The 18,668-nt window shown below is 41.2% G+C and carries 13 protein-coding genes; 8 read left to right on the top strand and 5 right to left on the bottom strand.

Features of this window, described 5'->3' with window-relative positions; translation table 11 throughout:
- Nucleotides 1-11: 11 nt before the first annotated feature.
- Complete coding sequence (locus AC2SLO_RS06570) at nucleotides 12-1,103, top strand: alpha-hydroxy acid oxidase (RefSeq protein ID WP_486543630.1); 1,092 nt, start codon at nucleotides 12-14, stop codon at nucleotides 1,101-1,103.
- A gap of 139 nt (nucleotides 1,104-1,242) precedes the next feature.
- Here the strand turns inward: AC2SLO_RS06570 and AC2SLO_RS06565 are convergent, their stop codons facing one another.
- The 3 genes from AC2SLO_RS06565 to sohB form a co-directional block, all read right to left on the bottom strand.
- Nucleotides 1,243-2,148: an alpha-glutamyl/putrescinyl thymine pyrophosphorylase clade 3 protein gene (locus AC2SLO_RS06565; RefSeq protein WP_486543629.1), complete on the bottom strand. Its 906-nt coding sequence runs from the start codon at nucleotides 2,146-2,148 to the stop codon at nucleotides 1,243-1,245.
- A gap of 190 nt (nucleotides 2,149-2,338) precedes the next feature.
- The gene (gene hrpA, locus AC2SLO_RS06560; RefSeq protein WP_486543641.1) at nucleotides 2,339-6,580 is read right to left on the bottom strand and encodes an ATP-dependent RNA helicase HrpA; all 4,242 of its coding nucleotides are present in this window, start codon (nucleotides 6,578-6,580) and stop codon (nucleotides 2,339-2,341) included.
- 1,135 nt (nucleotides 6,581-7,715) lie between these two features.
- Entirely contained in the window at nucleotides 7,716-8,714 is a 999-nt protein-coding gene (gene sohB, locus AC2SLO_RS06555; RefSeq protein WP_486543628.1) for a protease SohB, read from the bottom strand.
- A gap of 228 nt (nucleotides 8,715-8,942) precedes the next feature.
- Between sohB and aspS the strand changes: the two genes are divergently transcribed.
- The 7 genes from aspS (at nucleotide 8,943) to AC2SLO_RS06520 (ending at nucleotide 16,275) form a co-directional block, all read left to right on the top strand.
- Nucleotides 8,943-10,748, top strand: a complete 1,806-nt coding sequence (gene aspS / locus AC2SLO_RS06550) for an aspartate--tRNA ligase (RefSeq protein ID WP_486543627.1) — start codon at nucleotides 8,943-8,945, stop codon at nucleotides 10,746-10,748.
- 122 nt (nucleotides 10,749-10,870) lie between these two features.
- Entirely contained in the window at nucleotides 10,871-11,815 is a 945-nt protein-coding gene (locus AC2SLO_RS06545; protein WP_486543626.1) for a lysophospholipid acyltransferase family protein, read from the top strand.
- Nucleotides 11,816-11,932: 117 nt separating this feature from the next.
- A complete protein-coding gene (locus tag AC2SLO_RS06540) occupies nucleotides 11,933-12,715 on the top strand; it encodes a glycosyltransferase (protein WP_486543625.1) in 783 nt (260 codons plus the stop codon).
- A 91-nt stretch (nucleotides 12,716-12,806) separates the two neighbouring features.
- Entirely contained in the window at nucleotides 12,807-13,805 is a 999-nt protein-coding gene (locus tag AC2SLO_RS06535) for a stealth family protein (RefSeq protein ID WP_486543624.1), read from the top strand.
- 67 nt (nucleotides 13,806-13,872) lie between these two features.
- Complete coding sequence (locus AC2SLO_RS06530; RefSeq protein WP_486543623.1) at nucleotides 13,873-14,655, top strand: glycosyltransferase family 25 protein; 783 nt, start codon at nucleotides 13,873-13,875, stop codon at nucleotides 14,653-14,655.
- 105 nt (nucleotides 14,656-14,760) lie between these two features.
- Complete coding sequence (locus AC2SLO_RS06525) at nucleotides 14,761-15,540, top strand: glycosyltransferase family 25 protein (protein ID WP_486543622.1); 780 nt, start codon at nucleotides 14,761-14,763, stop codon at nucleotides 15,538-15,540.
- Between the two features lie 87 nt (nucleotides 15,541-15,627).
- Nucleotides 15,628-16,275 (top strand): YrbL family protein, encoded by a 648-nt coding sequence (locus tag AC2SLO_RS06520; RefSeq protein ID WP_486543621.1) that lies wholly within the window; start codon nucleotides 15,628-15,630, stop codon nucleotides 16,273-16,275.
- Nucleotides 16,276-16,395: 120 nt separating this feature from the next.
- On the opposite strand, the gene AC2SLO_RS06515 is transcribed toward AC2SLO_RS06520, so the two are convergent.
- Nucleotides 16,396-17,271, bottom strand: coding sequence for a glycosyltransferase family 2 protein (locus AC2SLO_RS06515; RefSeq protein WP_486543620.1), 876 nt, complete (start codon nucleotides 17,269-17,271; stop codon nucleotides 16,396-16,398).
- Nucleotides 17,272-17,392: 121 nt separating this feature from the next.
- Nucleotides 17,393-18,649 carry a glycosyltransferase family 61 protein gene (locus tag AC2SLO_RS06510; RefSeq protein ID WP_486543619.1) on the bottom strand — a complete coding sequence of 419 codons (1,257 nt, stop codon included), beginning with the start codon at nucleotides 18,647-18,649 and terminating at the stop codon, nucleotides 17,393-17,395.
- Nucleotides 18,650-18,668: the final 19 nt, after the last annotated feature.

Here is an 18,668-nt window from a genome sequence, read left to right as displayed (position 1 = left end):
TATTAACTATTATGCCAAACTCTATAAAAAGCTATGTTGATGACTATCAAATCAATGAGCTATCTGATGTGACTAACCTATTTGATTTTGAAGTGTTGGCAAAAAAGCACATGTCAGATAATGCCTTTGCTTATGTCTCAACAGGCGCAGGCGAAGAGTTAACTTTCCATGGCAATCATAATGCGTTTGAGCGTATCAAGCTTAACCCAAAGGTCTTAAATGATGCGCATGAACTGGATACCAGTGTGACCTTATTTGGGGACAAAATGGATTACCCTATTATGGTCGACCCTTTTGCCTTTCAAAAACTAATGCATTCAGAAGGTGAGATTGCAACGGTAAGAGGCGCTGGCAAAGCCAATACAGCCTGTGCGATTAGCTCCTTTACCACCACATCGCTTGAAGAGATTCAAAAAGCAGCTACCACGCCTATTTGGTTTCAGTTGTATATTCAAGACGACTTAGACTTTGCCAAAAAGGTGCTTAAACAGGCCGAAGACAATGGCTGCCGTGCAGTTTGTATTACCCTAGACTCGGTCGCTGATGCCGTACGTAATAATGAGAAAAAGGCAGGTGGGTTCTCGTTACCAAAAGATTTAACTACTCCATATAAGATTGGCAGACCTGTGCCAGTGACTTGGAAAGTAGTAGCCGATATGATTGAATTTACTAAACTACCAGTTTTAATCAAAGGCGTGGTCAGTGCTGAGGATGCGCAGCGTGCAATAGATATCGGTGCAAAAGGCATTATCGTCTCTAACCATGGCGGCCGTAAGTTAGATGGTGCACCGCCTACGATTGAAGCTCTACCACGTGTGGTCAAACAAGTTGATGGTCGTATACCTGTGCTTATAGACGGCGGAATCAGACGCGGTACCGATGTGTTAAAAGCCATTGCTCTAGGCGCTGATGCGGTACTACTTGGTAAACCAATCGCTCAGGCATTGGGCGCCGCCGGTGCTGAAGGTGTCACCAAAGCCTTAAACATACTTCAAACAGAGTTTGAATCTGCTATGAAACTGACCGGTCGCGATACCCTTGCCAGCATCGATCCTTCTGTTCTTTGGAAAGAGCCAACAGACAGTGACTTTCATACACTGTAGGTTTTTATACAAAATAGCCTTGTTTATATAAAACCCCTAATATGAACGGAACCCCCTACGTTATGTCAAACTTGCGGAGCTCAGTTCATAATAGGGGCTTTTTTATGTGTTATCGAAAATCAACTACTTAATCGGTATTTCAGCATTCATGTGAAATATAGCGATTGGGCGACTTTTGCCAATGACAAATCGCCGCTTCCACCTGCTGATACCCCACATCCAGATAATCTGCTAATCCAATAGCATGATTGTCTAACTGGGTATTATTTAACATGCCGAACAATAATTTAGCACCCCGTTTTGGACCACTGGCTTCAGCGATATAACAGCTATCAGGTTCAACATCTGCCAATCCCAATTTGCCAAGTAAACATAGATACTCAAAGGTTGATAATCGTCCGAAGCGATAGATATTTTGGCGGATGATTGAATACATGGTTTGAAAGTAAGCTTGCCTATCCATATCATTTTTACTTGGCTTAAATAAAGCCCTATGCCCGCCTTGCTCATTTATAAAATCAATATAGCTACTAAATACCGCTGGTAACTGAGCTAACGACTCGTAAGCCCTATGATGACCAAATTTTGGTTTTGGGTGGTGAGTGGCTAGTGCCTCCGAAACGGCTTGCAAGCACTCACCTACTAATGAAACCTGCTCAGTTATAAATTGCCATATCAGCTTTGATGCAGTTAGCCCGATACCCCCATAAAGTAAGCGCATAAACGCCCAATCGGTTTCTGCACTGTCATTGGTATAAATTAGTAAGAAACTTAGCCAACATGCCTCGTCATAGTCGCTATCTTTTAACAAGATAATCGCTTTAATAGGGTCAAAGTCGATTGATTGTGGGTCGCAACAGGTTTGCGGCAGTTGCTGATTAAATAAAGCCTCAATCTGCTGCTCTTGTTTAATGCTGTCTAATAACTGTAAGGCCAGTATTTCATAACTAATAGCTGGTAGCGTGTCCGCTAAATGGTGCGTACGCAAATACTGGCGGATATCATCAGCAAGCGTGATCGATTGTTCCGTTATTTGTGAGTGCATAGGCTAACCTTTTATCGGAATAACAATAAATAAAAATATTTTTTACAATATTATCCACCAATTTTATTATAGGCGTGAATGATATATTTTGTACCTCCATGCATACAATATTTTGTGAAACCTTATAGGCAACATAGTACTTCTTTCAGTACTTTATATACCCTTAATAATGATTAAATAGCTGAACATCTTACTTACGCGCATTCACCTTCGCCCACATCCGCTCAAGACGCTTCTGTGATACAGCTTGACGGGTCTTCATCGGCTGCGCAAACAGCTGAATACGAAACTCTTCAACCAGCCAACGATACTCACTGATGCTTTCATCATCTGCTCGACCACCGAGACGCTCCATGTGCACATCTAACTCATACACTGCATCCAAATCACCTTCTAGGTTATGTTCAAGGCGCTCAATGCGAATCTCTAATGCCTCTAAATAACGCGGATATTGCTGCCAATGCTCATAATCCATGCGGTACACAAAGTCAGACAAATGTAAGTCATCAAGCTGATCTTCTATATCATCAATCGACTCGCCAAAGATTTCACGGTCCAGCATTAATAAACTACGGCGAATACGCTGCCAACGTGCATACACATCTCGTAGCAGTTTAAGCACCGTTTGCCCTTCTAATAAAAACTGTGCCAATACCGCTTTAGATGTCTTCTCAAAGTCTGTTTCATCCAGTGGTAATTGCGCGGCAAGCTTTTGTGCAACCTCATCAGCATTATCTGGTAGCAGCTCGTCATGATCTTTAAATCGTGGCGCGTGTGCTTCCATTGCGGCATCTAACGTGGCATCGATAACAATGGTTTTTAACTTCTCCATATCGCCTAAAGGTGCGAAGGCAAGCTTGAAGGTTTTATCAATCTGACTGGTCAGCTGTTTTTGTTTTGCGCCTAATTGCAATCTGATGAGCGTTAATACCCCTTTGCGATGCGCTTTTAGTGCAGCAGTCACATCGGTAAACTGATGCGTGGTCACCGCTTCACCGGCTTCGTCCGCGACCAGGGCAGAAAACTCTTTCATCACCACGCCAGCGCTGTGACGATTTTTGCTGAATTTAAAATGCTCAGGAAAATCAGTATGCACGCCTTGACTGTCCGCACTAGAGCTGACTGATTGGCTAGTCTCACTAGCATGACGCTGTTGTAAGGCCTTTAAATCACGTCCCTTTTCAATGACTCGTTTTTTGTCATCAACCACGCAAATTTGTGGCTGCAAATAGCGGTCAATAGAAGACGGATTAAAATCATTTGGCGTCACCCCAAGCACACCGCGACGTTGCAGCGCTTGGCATAACTGATTGAGCAGACCCACTTGATGGTTTTTTTCTAACTCATCATAAAGACTCTCAGCCGTATCTGGAATCGGTACAATTTTGCGGCGAATGTCTTTTGGCAAAGACTTTAACAATTGCAGTACCAACTCATAGCGCCAACCAGGCACCCCCCACAGTAGCTCAACAGCATCAAGCTGAGGGAGTGCGGCTAGTGGCACACGAATGGTGACCCCGTCATCTTCAGACGCCGGATCAAAGACATATTTTAAAGGCAGTTTTAAGTCGCCTAGTTGCCAAATTTCAGGAAATTCACCCGTAGTTGGCGCTGTTTCTTTGAGCACATCTTCATCGGTAAAGAACAAGAATCTAGGATCTTCTTTTTCGATCTCAGCACGCCAATCTTCAAACGCTTTGCGACTGGCAATATGCTCAGGCACTTTACGCTCATAAAACTGATATAAATCTTCTTCATCAACCAGCAAATCACGGCGGCGCAGCTTGTCTTCGATACGCTCAACATCCGCGATTTTATCCAAGTTATGCTGCAAAAATGGCGCTTGACGACCTAGATTACCGGTTACTAAACCATCACGGATGAAGATTTCACGGGATTCTTCTAGGTTAATCTGCTCATAGTTAGTCAGCTGCTTGGCGACCACAATCAGACCAAACAAACTGATTTGCGCGTAGGCCCTTACTCGGCCAGTCTTTTTCGACCAATGCGGCTCGAAGTAATGATATTTAAGCAAATTGCCTGCCGCAGAGATAATCCACTCGGGCTCAATTTTAGCCACAGTACGCATAAACACTTGCGAGGTTTCGACAATCTCAAATGCCATCACCCAAGGTGGCACTTGCTTAAATACAGTACTTGCTGGGAAAATTTTGGCTTTTTGTTGTTGCGCCGCTAGATACTCACCTCGCTGATCGGTTTTGTGTGCAATGACAGACAGCAAGCCAGTTAATAACGCTCGATGTAAATTAGCGTATTTTACCGCACGCACTTCTTCATCAATCTCATCATTTTCGCCAGAGACTAGATTGTCGGCAATATTTTTGGCAACTTTAATATTTTGCTTAAGCGCAGGCGTATTTTTCGAGCCTTTTTTACCAGCTTTAGTATTAGAGTGTTTGGCATTCGCCTGTTCGATTGCTTGTGGTTTGTTTTGCTTTTGAGTGCCAGAATCACTGAGCAGTTTTAAATCCACGACCATCTGTTCAAGCTGACGATAGGTCTTCTCCCACTCACGCAGACGCGGAAAGCTCAAATAATGCTTTTTGGCGAATGCTTTACGTTGACTGTTGGTTAGCTTGTTTCTACCGCCCTCGTACAGTGCTTTCCATAGGCTTAAATAGAACAGAAAGTCAGAGTCTTCTTGACGGAATATGGCATGTTTTTGATCGGCTTGAGCACGTTTTTCAGCAGGACGCTCACGCGGATCTTGCACCGCAAGCGCTGCCACAATAATCAGCATCTCAAGCATACAATCAAAGTCACTACCGGCCACCAACATACGCGCCAGTCTTGGGTCAATTGGCATACGTGCCATATTTTGACCAACACGAGTCAGCTTCACATCATTAAGCGTTTGCTTGGCAATTGGCTTTTTGCTGTCTGGCTGTTTTGACGCAAGCGCACCCAATTCATCAAGCAGCTTACGGCCATCTTTGACTAGACGGCTATCAGGTGGCTCAATAAAATCAAAATTCTCAACCGTACCCAAACGCAGGCTTGCCATTTGCAAAATAACTGAGGCTAAATTGGTACGTAGGATTTCAGGTTCGGTATATTCTGGGCGACTGGCAAAGTCTTCTTCCGAATACAGACGAATACAAACACCGGGGGCTACACGGCCACAGCGACCTTTACGCTGATTGGCAGCCGCTTGTGAGATGGCTTCAATCGGTAAACGCTGCACGCGTGAGCGATATGAATATCGTGAAATACGGGCAAAGCCCAAATCAATCACATAGCGGATACCCGGTACCGTTAATGCGGTTTCTGCCACGTTGGTGGCAATCACGATACGACGGCCTCGACCAGATGGCTTAAAGATGCGCTGCTGCTCAGCATAAGACTGCCTTGCAAATAGTGGCAGCACCTCAGTATGACGCGGCCCGTGTGCAATCAGCACTTCTTGCATTTCCCGGATTTCAGCTTCAGTTGCGGCAAATATCAGAATATCGGCATGTTCAGGATGCCCTTTTGCTACAGCATCATCGAAGCACTCTTCTACTGCAGCGACCACAGCGCGTGGCAAGTTATCCTCAAAATCATCATAACTGTCGTCGTCTGAGCTACTCACCGGTGTATCGGTTAACGGACGATAACGCACTTCTACTGGATAACCACGGCCTTCCACATCAATAACCGGTGCTGGCACCATTTTCTTTTTGGCTTTGTCGTATTGGGCAAAGTATTCACTAAAACGACCCGTATCTAGCGTCGCTGAAGTAATAATCACTTTTAAATCTGGACGCTTAGGCAATAGCTGCTTTAAATAGCCCATAATAAAGTCGATATTCAGGCTACGCTCATGCGCCTCATCAATAATAATCGTATCGTAACGGGTTAAGAATCGGTCATGACCAAGCTCGGCAAGCAAGATACCATCGGTCATTAGTTTCACCACGGACTTTGCGGTACCTTGCTCGTTAAAACGAATCTTAAAGCTGACGGTATCACCAAGCTGCTCTTCAAGCTCTTCAGCAATACGGTTTGCCACACTACGCGCTGCGAGTCGTCTTGGCTGCGTATGTCCAATTTGACCAGTAATACCCCGTCCTGCCATCATCGCAAGCTTAGGTAGCTGCGTGGTTTTACCCGAACCGGTCTCACCTGCGACGATAACCACTTGATGGTCAATAATGGCCTGAACGATATCTTCAGCTCGTTTACTAACCGGCAAATCATGATTAAGTCGTGCCGGCATATTAGATGGAATACTATCCATACGCTCTTTGACCACTTGCTGCGAGCGCTGCTTTACTTTATCGAATTTGGCTTTCTTTTCTGCCAATACTTTTTCAGGGGTGTTTTTATTAGGTCGCTTCAGCTCTCTTTCTAAACGACTTAGAAAGTGGCGGTCTTTGGCAAGTACAGGTAGCTCATGCTGTCGGTCGTCTTGTTGCTTATTGGGTTGCATACTAGACGCAGAAGTTTCAGATGTCATAACAGCGTTATCATTGGTATGGTTTGAGGGTTTTGTATTTGAATGAGGATTACTTGAAGATAGGCTTGATGAATTATTTTCTGGCATTGGCTTAGGCTATTTATTATAAAGGAGGTTTTGTTTATTGATGAGGGTGATAAGGCGATAAATCAAGGATTATGAAGGATATAGTCATCGAGCCGACGTAGAAGTTATACCTTTCTCTATAAAATAACCTATCCATTTAAGACTCGGTCAAGCTCACTAACCCTACTACTTGTAGAGTTTGCACTCGCTTTCCTTGATAGGTTAATTTCTAGATTTGGTATAACCTATCATCGATAAACTCGATCAAGCTCACTAAACCTACTGCTAGCAACATTTAATTTATTGCGTTAGGACTTGCCTTCCAAGTTTGGATAATTTCTATATTTGGAATCAAATGTATGGCGACTGGATATCATGCAAGAGTGCGTCATCAAGGCATATCGTTCACTTTACGTCTGTTATGTATACAGGATTTTGTCGCTGTAGGTCATATAATATAAGTCTTGTAGCAAATGCTTAGCCCCGATTGTAGCGGATATACTGCTTAGCGAGACGAGTTGCAGTGGCTTGATTTGACGCGGCGCACGAAGTAAGCGACTCGTCAACTCTTAGCCAATGCCTCACATCGATAAGTAGATAGTAGCGAAAGCGGGAATGGCTCCATAAACCCTAACTACTTTTAATAATCTACTTTTATGTATTAAATATTAAATCCCTAAACTCTTTAGCTTCTTAATATTTAAATAACCGACATAGTCTTTATCTTCACTGACTTGCCGGCCATGACTCTCATCGCTATCAATCGGTGAAATAACAATTTTGCCTGAAGTCTTACTATAAGAAAGCAGACCGTTGGCATCCTATATCTCATTAACATCTACCTGCATTTTGTCATCGATATGCGAGGCGCCATTGATGATAGTGTCTGGGTCATTTACATTAAACATTTTATAAAAAAAGCGACTCATCAGGTCGCTTTCATTTGAAATAAACTTATTGCTTTAAGTTAGCTTCGATTTGAAATCAAAACAGCTTTGACACGGCTCCTATTGTTCCTTGAGACTAGTGTTATACATTAAAACTAGAGTTTAAGACGCTTGTCTTGCTCTATTCGAGTCATTACTTCTGGTAATGTATCACCTGCAGCCTGTAGTAATGATTTTGTTGCCGTGCTAACCAATCCTGATACCGCAGAATGAGCTGCATTAGCGAAACCTAGCTTTTCAGCTAAGGTTGGTTTTTGACGTGACATCAGCGCATAGACTTGATGCTTATCCATTTGCTTTAACAAATACGCGTCAGAGGTGGTTAACTCATCAACCAAGCTTAAATGCAACGCATCTTCACCATACCAATGATCACCATTGGCAACTTTCTCTAAATCAAGCTGCGGGCGATAGGTGGTCACAAAATGCTTAAATAACTTATGCGTTTGCTCAAGCTCTTCGCGATATTTGGCACGGTCTTCATCATCATTTTCACCAAACATGGTTACCGTACGCTTATACTCGCCAGCCGTGAACATCTCGTAATCGATGTCATGCTTTTTAAGCCATTTATTAAAGTTCGGCATTTGTGAAACAACACCGATAGAGCCGATAACCGCAAACGGTGCAGCCAAGATTTTATCTGCGACACATGCCATCATGTAACCACCGCTGGCCGCAATTTTATCGACCACAATGGTCAAGGTTAATCCTGCGTCTTTTAGGCGCACCAACTGGGCAGCTGCTAGACCATAGCTGTGTACCATACCGCCGCCAGACTCCAAACGTACAACGACCTCATCACCCTCTCGAGCTGTACTAATGATGGTGCTAATCTCTTCACGTAAATGCTTAACAGCAGACGCTTTAATATCGCCATCGAAATCTAATACGAAAATGCGTTTTTGTTTAGATTTATTTTTGACTTTATCTTTTAAAGCTTGCTTAGCCTTTTTCGCTAAGGTCTTTCTAAATTGTTTGACCGCATTTTTGTCTTCTAACACTTCCATTAATTTGCTGCGGCGCTCATTTTGAGTCTTATTTAGATGTACAACTTTTAGTTCTACAGGGTTTTTGGCAGGGTGAAACAACATAAATAGTCCTTAGGGTCAATAAAACAATCAAAAAATCGTGTTGTGTTAATACGGCAATCATTGAAATAGGGTATTATTAATATGCGTTTGCATTTGTATAATTTCAAGGGTGCTTGGTTGTATCAATGCCTAAGATTAGGCATAATGTGCGTTTGATAAAAATTCTTTGAGAGAACTTTTTTAATTTTATAATTATTTTTTTAATAACCGATAGGTAGTGGACAGTTTATGATGCGTACCGAGTATTGTGGGGCAGTAACCGAAGCGTTGCTAGAACAAACCATCACTGTAACAGGATGGGTTCACCGTCGCCGTGACCATGGTGGTGTAATCTTTTTAGACATGCGTGACCGTGAAGGTATCTTACAGGTTGTCATCGATCCAGATACCCCAGAGGCATTTGCCACCGCTGATGCAGCACGTCCTGAATATGTATTAAAAATCACTGGCCGTGTGCGTAAACGTTATGAAGGCACTGAAAACCTAAATATGACCAGTGGTCAGGTTGAGCTTTTAGGTAAAGAAATCGAAGTCTTGGCTAAATCTGAAACGCCTCCGTTCCCATTGAACGATGAAAATACGACGGTAAACGAAGATTTACGCTTAAAGTATCGCTATTTAGATATGCGTCGTCCGCAAATGCAAGAGCGCATGATGTTCCGTGCTAAAGCGACCTCTACTATCCGTCGTTATTTAGACGATCACGGCTTCTTAGACGTAGAAACGCCTATCCTTACTCGTGCAACACCTGAAGGCGCACGTGATTATCTTGTACCATCACGTACGCGTCCTGGTAACTTCTTTGCATTACCTCAGTCGCCACAGCTATTTAAACAGCTATTAATGGTGTCTGGTTTTGATCGTTATTATCAAATCGCTAAATGTTTCCGTGATGAAGATTTACGTGCCGATCGTCAGCCAGAATTTACTCAGGTGGATATCGAAACGTCTTTCTTAGACGAAGAAGACATCATGGACATTAACGAAGGTCTAATCCAAGACTTATTCAAGAAAATGCTTGATGTTGATTTAGGTAAATTCCCACGCATGACTTACGCAGAAGCGATGCGTGACTATGCGTCAGATAAGCCTGACTTACGTATTCCATTAAAATTAGTCGACGTGGCTGATTTAATGCAGTCCGTTGAATTCAAAGTATTCGCTGGTCCTGCAAATGACCCTAAAGGCCGTGTTGCTGCGTTACGTGTACCAAACGGTGGTTCATTAACTCGTAAGCAGATCGATGAATACACCAAGTTTGTGGGCATTTATGGCGCGCGTGGTCTGGCTTATATCAAAGTAAATGATACCAGTAACATCAATAATGGCGTAGACAAAGACTCTGGTCTACAGTCACCAATCATCAAAAACATGAGCGATGACGTACTGGTTAGCCTAATTGAGCGTACTGGTGCAGAAAATGGCGACATCATCTTCTTCGGCGCAGATAAAGCCAAGGTTGTAAATGATGCGATGGGTGCACTACGTGTGAAAGTAGGTCTAGACATGAACATGGAGACCTGTGAATGGGCACCTCTATGGGTTGTTGACTTTCCAATGTTCGAAGAAACAGACGATGGTAAGTGGACCTCAATGCACCACCCATTCACTAAGCCAAAAGGCTCAGTTGACGAGCTGAAAAATAGCCCTGAAACTGCCCTGTCAGTTGCTTATGACATGGTATTAAACGGTACTGAAATTGGCGGCGGTAGCTTACGTATTAACACCGTTGAGATGCAGCGTGCCGTATTTGACGCACTAGGTATCTCTGAAGAAGAAGCCAATGAGAAATTCAGCTTCTTACTAGATGCGCTTAAATTTGGTGCGCCTCCTCACGGCGGCTTAGCATTCGGTTTAGACCGTCTAATCATGTTAATGGTAGGCGCAAGCTCTATCCGTGACGTGATTGCGTTCCCGAAAACCAAGACTGCTGAGGACCCATTAACTCAGGCGCCTGCTGAGGTGGACAATCGCCAACTACGCGAGCTTGGCATTCGTATTCGTGAAAAGGCGCAACCTGAAAATAAAGAATAAAGACCGTTAACCCCTTTTCTCTTTATTCTCACTCTTAGCCTACTTAACATACAAGACAGCGGCCACCTAATTATTAAAGCTTGATAATCGGGTGGCCTCTTTCTTGTTACGAGTTGATTATTATGAATCCATTAAATGTTGTGAAGTTTGTGCCATTGTCTGCTATGCGGGCCGTGGCACTATTTGTCGCTCCTCTGACAAATCATCTACCTAATGTCTCTATCAAACGTAATATTGATACCAACTTGCGTCTGGCTTATCCTGAATTAGACAATCAAGAACGCCAGCAATTTTCTGCGAAAGTCATTCGCAACCAATTTTTAAGTGCCGTTGAATCTATTAAGTGCTGGGCGATGGCGCCAGAATGGAGTGTTGAACAAGTCAACACTGTTTACAATCAAGAAGTGCTCGAAAAAGCGTTAGAAAATCCCAACGGCCTGCTTGTGATTGTGCCTCATTTAGGCACGTGGGAGATTATGAATGCATGGTTCAATCAGTTCGACTCCCCCACCATTATGTACAAACCGGTCGAGAATAAATGGCAAAATAATTTTATTCTAAAAGGCCGTCAAAAACTTAAAGCCACCTTAGTGCCAACCGATGCCGTTGGTGTCAAAGCCATTTTTAAAACCTTAAAATCTGGTGGCTCTAGTATTGTTCTCCCTGATCATGTGCCCAATCGCTCAAGTGGCGTGAATGCGCCATTTTTCGGTGTTGATACCTTAACCAGTACCTTGGCGCCCAAACTTGCTAGCAAAACCAAATGTTCGATGGTTGGTCTGATTTGCCTACGCAGTGACAATGCACATCCATTAAATAGCGGCTTTGATATTCACTGCATCGCCCTTGATGACCCTGATCTCTTTGATAAAGACATCACTGTCGCCACCACCGCATTAAATAAAGCCATTGAAAACATGGTTAAAGAACATCCCACTCATTATATGTGGGGCTATAGACGCTTTAAAAACCACCCTCTACTAAGAAATCCTTACAAAGCAAATGCAGAGCAATTAAAGGCATTTATCGCCTCTGTGGTAGCAAATAAACAAGCGACTCCTGCTTAACGGCTATATATTGTTAACCTATTAGGCCTTGCGATGGTGTTGTCTTTAAAATCAGCGCTCGTCTTACCTGATAATCTGTTAGAATTTTAAGCATCCTTAATTTGGTTTGAGTAACTCATGACAAAGCTATCAACAGACCCAAGCACCCCCTTAGACGCAGAGACCCGCTATGTTATCTGTATGAAATGGGGTAACAAATACGGTCCAGAGTACGTCAATCGTTTGTATAACATGGTCAAGCGTCATCTCACCTTAGACTTCCAGATGATATGCTTAACCGATGATGAAACGGGCATTGATAGTAATGTGACTTGCTACCCGATTCCTGAATTGAATCTACCTGAAGGGTTACCTGAGCGTGGCTGGAAGAAACTAACTACCTTTAAGCCTGAGCTGTATGATTTAAAAGGTACTGCCCTATTCTTAGATATCGACATTGTTATTGTTGATAACATCGATGCCTTTTTTGAATATAAAGCCAAGCATGACGACAGCGTGGTGATTATTCGTGATTGGAAAAAACCGTGGCGTATGGTAGGTAATAGCTCAGTGTACCGCTTTAAAGTGGGTCAAAATACTTACCCTAATCTGCTGAGTAACTTTGAACAAAATTTTGCCAAGATTAGCTCTGAGGTGCGCCATGAGCAGGCCTACTTGTCCAATTATTTGCGTAAATACCATCATCTGGAATATTGGGATAAGTCTTGGTGCGTGAGCTTTAAGTATCAATGTATGGCGCCTAGTCCATTGAACTTTGTCAAAGCACCGCGCTTGCCTGAGGGCGCAAAAATTGTCATTTTCCATGGTGAAATTAATCCACCAGATGCCATTAAAGGTGGCGGCGGTAAATGGTATCGCCATGTCAAGCCCAGTCCTTGGCTTAAAGACTACTGGCAGTAAGAAACCAAATCTATAAAAAACAAGCCAAAAAATTAAAGCCCTATTATAAAAGTAGTTACAGCCTATAAAAGTATTCACAAACGGAGCAATCATGACACAAAATGACCAACAATTTGACCTAGTGCTCACTTGGGTAGATGGTGATGATCCCGTATTAAACAAAAAACGAGCGCCTTACTTAAAGCAAGACGACATTCCCTCAAATGCAATTAGCCCAACTCGCTTTAATAGCTTTAATGAAATCTATTACAACGTGGCTTCTATTTTAAAATATGTGCCTTTTTGTGGTCATATTTATATTGTGACTGATGGACAAAAACCAGCTTTTATAGACGATTTTGTCACCGAAGGGATTTGTGACAAAGACAAAATTCAAATTATTGACCACAAACAAATCTTTGCTGGCTATGAGCAGTATTTGCCCACCTTTAACAGCCTATCGATCGAGACCATGCTGTGGAACATCCCTGGGTTATTAGATCACTATATCAGCTTAGATGATGACTTCTTCTTTAATCAACCAGCAACTGTTGATGATTTTTTAGACAGTGATGGCAAGCTGATTATTCGTGGGCATTGGCGCAAAAAGATGGTATTAAAGACCAAGTTAAGATACCGCACCTTTTTGCATAAAACCCTAAATACCACCTTACAGCCAAAATACACCACTGCTCAAATGCTGGGGGCGGAGCAGGTTTATAAAGGCGATAAGTTCTTTGAAATTCATCACTATCCGCATATTGTCGATAAAAAAGCCTTGCAAGAGTATCTGCTGGCACACCCCAAACTATTGGCCGATCAAATCAAGCATAAATTTAGAGACATTTCCCAATTTGATCCGGTATCGCTGATGAATCACTTAAAAATCAACAGCAATCAAGCCACCTTGATGCCAAATCTTCAGTTAAACTATCTAAAAAATGACAGCAGTGTGCCCCAATTTTTAGACGACTTAACCGACACCTCGATTAAATACGGCTGTATCCAAAGCATGGATTTATTAGATCCTAAGCTGTTTACTCAGGTTAGTGATGCCATGAACAACAAGCTGGCCTCGCATCTGCCGTCAGCCCTGCTTGCAAAGGCTTAAGCCTATCCCTATATAGCTTATACAGCATTATTATTTCTATATAAACCGACTCGGTTAAGTACTTACTATGAAAACAGTCACCTATTTAATTAATCTTGACAGCAGTAATGAGCGCTTAAACACAGCCACCGAACAGCTTAATGCCGTTAACTGGCCATTTGAGCGTATCTCAGCCTATGACGGCCGTGGCAAACAGTTGTCAGAATTTGCAGATTATGATGACACCAAAGCCAGAAAAAATCTGGGTCGCAGTCTGTTAAACTCTGAGATTGGGTGTTATTTAAGTCACTACCAGTGTGCTGAAAGGTTTTTGACTACTGATGCAGATTACTTGATTGTGCTTGAGGATGATTTAAAAATCACGCCTGAGTTCAAACAGATCATGGATGCAACCCTCGCCTATTTGGATAGCCATCCTGAGCTTGACTGGTACTTGGTTAACTTGGCATCAAAAAAGAAAAAGTTGGCGCATGACATCACAACCTTAGAAGGTCATAGCCTCTGGCACGCCTTTTACTTCCCTATTCGTGGACTTGGATTAATCTGGTCACGCCAAGGGGCTGCTGAGTTTGTCGCAACTGGCAAGCCCATTAGTATGCCGGTCGATATCTTTTTTCAAAACTGGTTGAGCGCAAATAGCAAAGGTCTAGGAATCTGGCCAGCACCTGTCCGTCCATTAGGCATTGACAGTGATATTCTAGGCTCAGTGACAGAACAAAATATTGAGCGCAAGGACAGAGAAAAACGAGACGCCAGCTATAATGTCAAAAAACAACTGCGTATGTTAAAAAATAAAACTTCTGCACTAAAGCATCTGGCCAGCGCCAAAGCTAAACAACTAAGTAAGTAACTAAGTACGAACTAAGTCCATAAATACAAGCAAACAAACACGCAGACATGACAATAAATACAACAATAGATGACAACCCTAGCCGATTGGCTAATAGGATTTTTTATGAAAAATTATGTGATTAGCTTAAAATCAGCAAGCGAGCGCCGTGAGCATATCAACCGTGAGTTTGGTAAACATCAGGTTGACTTTGAGTTTTTTGATGCACTCACTCCAGACACCGCAAAGCAATATATCTTAAATAATAAATTGCCTTTTGAACTTGAGCCTGAGCACTTAACACCCGTTGAGTTAGCTTGTATGATGAGCCATATTGCAGTGTGGAAAAAAGCACTGGAAGATGGCGTCTCATACTTTACAGTATTTGAAGATGATGTGTATTTAGGTCAAGATGCCAGCTTTTATTTAAACAGCTCTGATTGGATTGACCCTAACTGGCATATTTTAAAAATTGAGACTGTAAACAATAAAGTAATATTAGACAACACAAAACAAATACCACTTGCCAAACAGCGAAAACTTGTTCCTTTAAAAAGCAAACATTTGGGCGCCGGTGCTTATACCCTATCACAACAAGGGGCACAGCAGCTACTAGCTTATGCCATGCAGCATACCATGTTACCTATTGATGAGACGGTCTTTAGAGACTTTATTGAGGCCGATCAAGAGCCTGTCTATCAAATGGTTCCGGCACTATGTATCCAAGATATTATTTTAAATGCAACTGCCGATAGCTTGCAGTTACCCAGTACGCTAGAGGCAGATCGTCGCAAAAGAATGCGCTCAGAAAAAAAAGGAGGCTTGGCTAAAATACGCCGTGAGGCAAATAGACTAGTAGAACAAACCAAGGATGCAATATTTGCGAAGCAGATACCTTTTCGGTAGGCTTCTCTTTGTTTTGATTTCCTTATTTATTTCACTTAACTTATTTATTTAACTTAAATAGATAAAGAACAATAAAACGAGATTCAAATGATTGCAGTAGAAAATCTTGACTTACTTGGTAAAGGAACACAAAAGCTGGTCTATGCCTATCCAGAAGATGATGGTAAGGTAATCAAAATTATGCGACCAGAAAATGCGACTGTTGATGGTGGACGTGCCACTCAACATCACTTACGTTCACACCGCCATCAAGGCATTTATCGTCAATTTCGTCGAGAGCTACTGCAATATCTACAATTATGCAAAAACCATTATAGTCAAAACCAATATATCTTTCCTATTGAAACCGTACATGGCTTTATTGGTACAAACCAGGGCTTAGGCTTGGTCACCGAAAAAATTATCAGCCCCACAGGTCAATCTTTAACTTTAGAGCATTTATTGATTGAAGGGTTGTACGGTGATGAACAGCAACAGGCATTGGCACGCTTTTTTAATGATTGTTGCGACTTTCATGTGGTGTTTGGTGAAATTAATATTGGTGGTATTATGTACACTGAACAGCGCCAAGGCAGACCAGAGTTTGTATTAGTCGATGGCATTGGTGAAAAATTACTTATTCCCTTTAGATCGATGAGCAAGTCCATTAACATCAAAAATATTAGAAAAGTTGAGCAAAGGATTTATCAAGATATCATTGAATATCAAACCAAACTAAAAAATCAAAATAAATAGTTTGTTTTAATAAATAAGATGATAGTCAGAATCCAAATCCATTCTAACTAATAATCTTTATCTAGCTAATAATCTTTAAGAGTTAACAATAGCTGATCAATAGATACGGAAATAAACAACCTATTTATTTTTAATTTTTTTAATCGTTTGCGTCAATAATAAATTACTAGCTTTTAACGGCTTTTGTTTAAATAGCGCTTTATATCTTTCTATTTTTTCTCTACCACTACTATTTTCTATGCGTCTGCGTGCATTAGACCACAGTACTCGCTCCATCGCCTTAGTGTAATGCTTAGAATCTTGAAAGCAATTTAGCACATCAATACGCCCTTGCATCATTTTCTCAAGATTTGCTGAGAAGTTACCCTCATGGCGTCGATAGCAACCTAAGACCTCATCCATATAATAAATTTGGCTAATTTGGCTAATTTTCAACCACATATACCAATCTTCAAGCGCTATCGACGGATCATAACCCCCGACCTCTTTTACAATATCTAACCTTAGCATTTGGGTAGCTGCAGGAAAATCATATTTATTCATAATAATCTGTTTGAAGCTATAAATTCCAGGCTCTCTTAAAGTAACTTCAAACGTTTCATCACTATCATCAATTAGCTTTGCACCAGCAAACACCGCACTAACTTCTGGATGTGCTTCTAAAAACTCAACTTGGGTAGCCGTCTTATGTGGCAAAACCATATCATCAGAGGCTAACGTTGCAAAATACTCACCCTGACACCACTCTATTGCCTCATTTAAAGTTGCGCTCAACCCTTTGTTCGGACGGCATCTGAACTCAAAGCGAGTAAATCTCTGTGCGCACGCCTGTTGCATCTGCTTAATCTTGGCAACAGAGTCATCTTGAGAACCATCATCAATAATAATTAATTCTATATTTTGATAGCTTTGATCTATGACACTTTGAATGCTATCTTGCACAAAGTCTTGATGGTTATAACAAGGAATGACGACTGAAACTAATGGATTGGTCATATTACTACCTAAGTTTAATACCGTTAAAGTTTATAGATTTATTATTATGCAAATACCACAGCTGTCTTACGCTTAGTTAAGCTTAAAAAAAGTCAAAAATTACATATCGTATCCAACTTAATTACTTCATTTGTTCATATAGTTCTATGACTTCATTTAAATCTAACTGATAAGCAGAATGTATATCGTCACTTTCTGTTTTGTACTGCAAAAAGCGCATATCAACGCCTAACAAATTGGCTAAAGAACAATAGGTATCAAAGTATTGTAATTGACTGGGCAACCAACTTATCGCTTTCATACCTTTACTGGCAAATATTAAATTTGACCATGACGCACCTGTTGGCCCAACGATAAAGTCTGCATTTTGAAACAGCTGAATCTGCTCACTTAGGCTAAGCTGATCTGGATAAACTCCGACAAAACCTTCTTTTTTAAAAAAACTAAATACTTCTTGTTGATTATAACGTCTATTATTGTAGCGACTAACTGAGTCTTCATTACGTAAAACAAAGATCTTATTATACTTTATATCTAGCTGATTGAGACTATTACCTATATTGCCTGTAACTGGTGTAGTGGTTAGCTTATCTGCTGCACACCTGAGTAACTGTCGATAAGCATCTATATTGCTACAATTAAAAATTGTTGTTGTTTGATAGCCATCCACTCCTTTTCGCTGATGATAAAGAGTTTGATTAAAGGTATTTATGAACAACAAGTTTTCAGCAAAAAGTATATCATTTGCATCAACATAAACTATCTCTGCTGATGGAAGGTGTTTACTACACTGGGTTAATAACCATTGATAATTATCAATTTTTTGCACACACTTATGAACTACAATCGTATCTATACCCTTTTCCTGTAACATTTCGTTAGTTATCAATAATAACTTAGGTACTAACTCTATCATCCAATGATAAAAATTAAATGACCCATTACCACCTAAGAAAAAAGCTGAATCAAATTTCCTAACTTGCGATTTTTTAATATTTTTAATATATGCAAACCGTGTATCATGACGCACTACTAACCCTGCTTTATAATTTGCATCTTCACAAGATATATAAGGGAACTCTTCTATAAAAACATACTTTAAATCTTCAGTAACAAAGTTAGCTCCTTCTATATTGCAATAAACATCTTTCAGTTGATACAGCTTTATAGCAACTTCTGGATATGTCAGCTGCTGATTACAAGCATTACTATATTTTGGACTGGTTGATACATTCTCAAGTCCACACTCTTCCAAAATAGTAAAGGTCTGCAAATCCGCCAATGACTTTTTTTGCAACCTTTTATATTTTAGCTTAAATTTAACTGCTTTTAGTTGATTGGATATAAGCTGCCTACCAAGTTCTAACCTATCTTTCACTATGTGTCCCTTTTATTGA

This window comes from Psychrobacter sp. CX14 (genome assembly GCF_057396205.2).
This window is presented reverse-complemented; position numbering and strand designations above follow the sequence as displayed.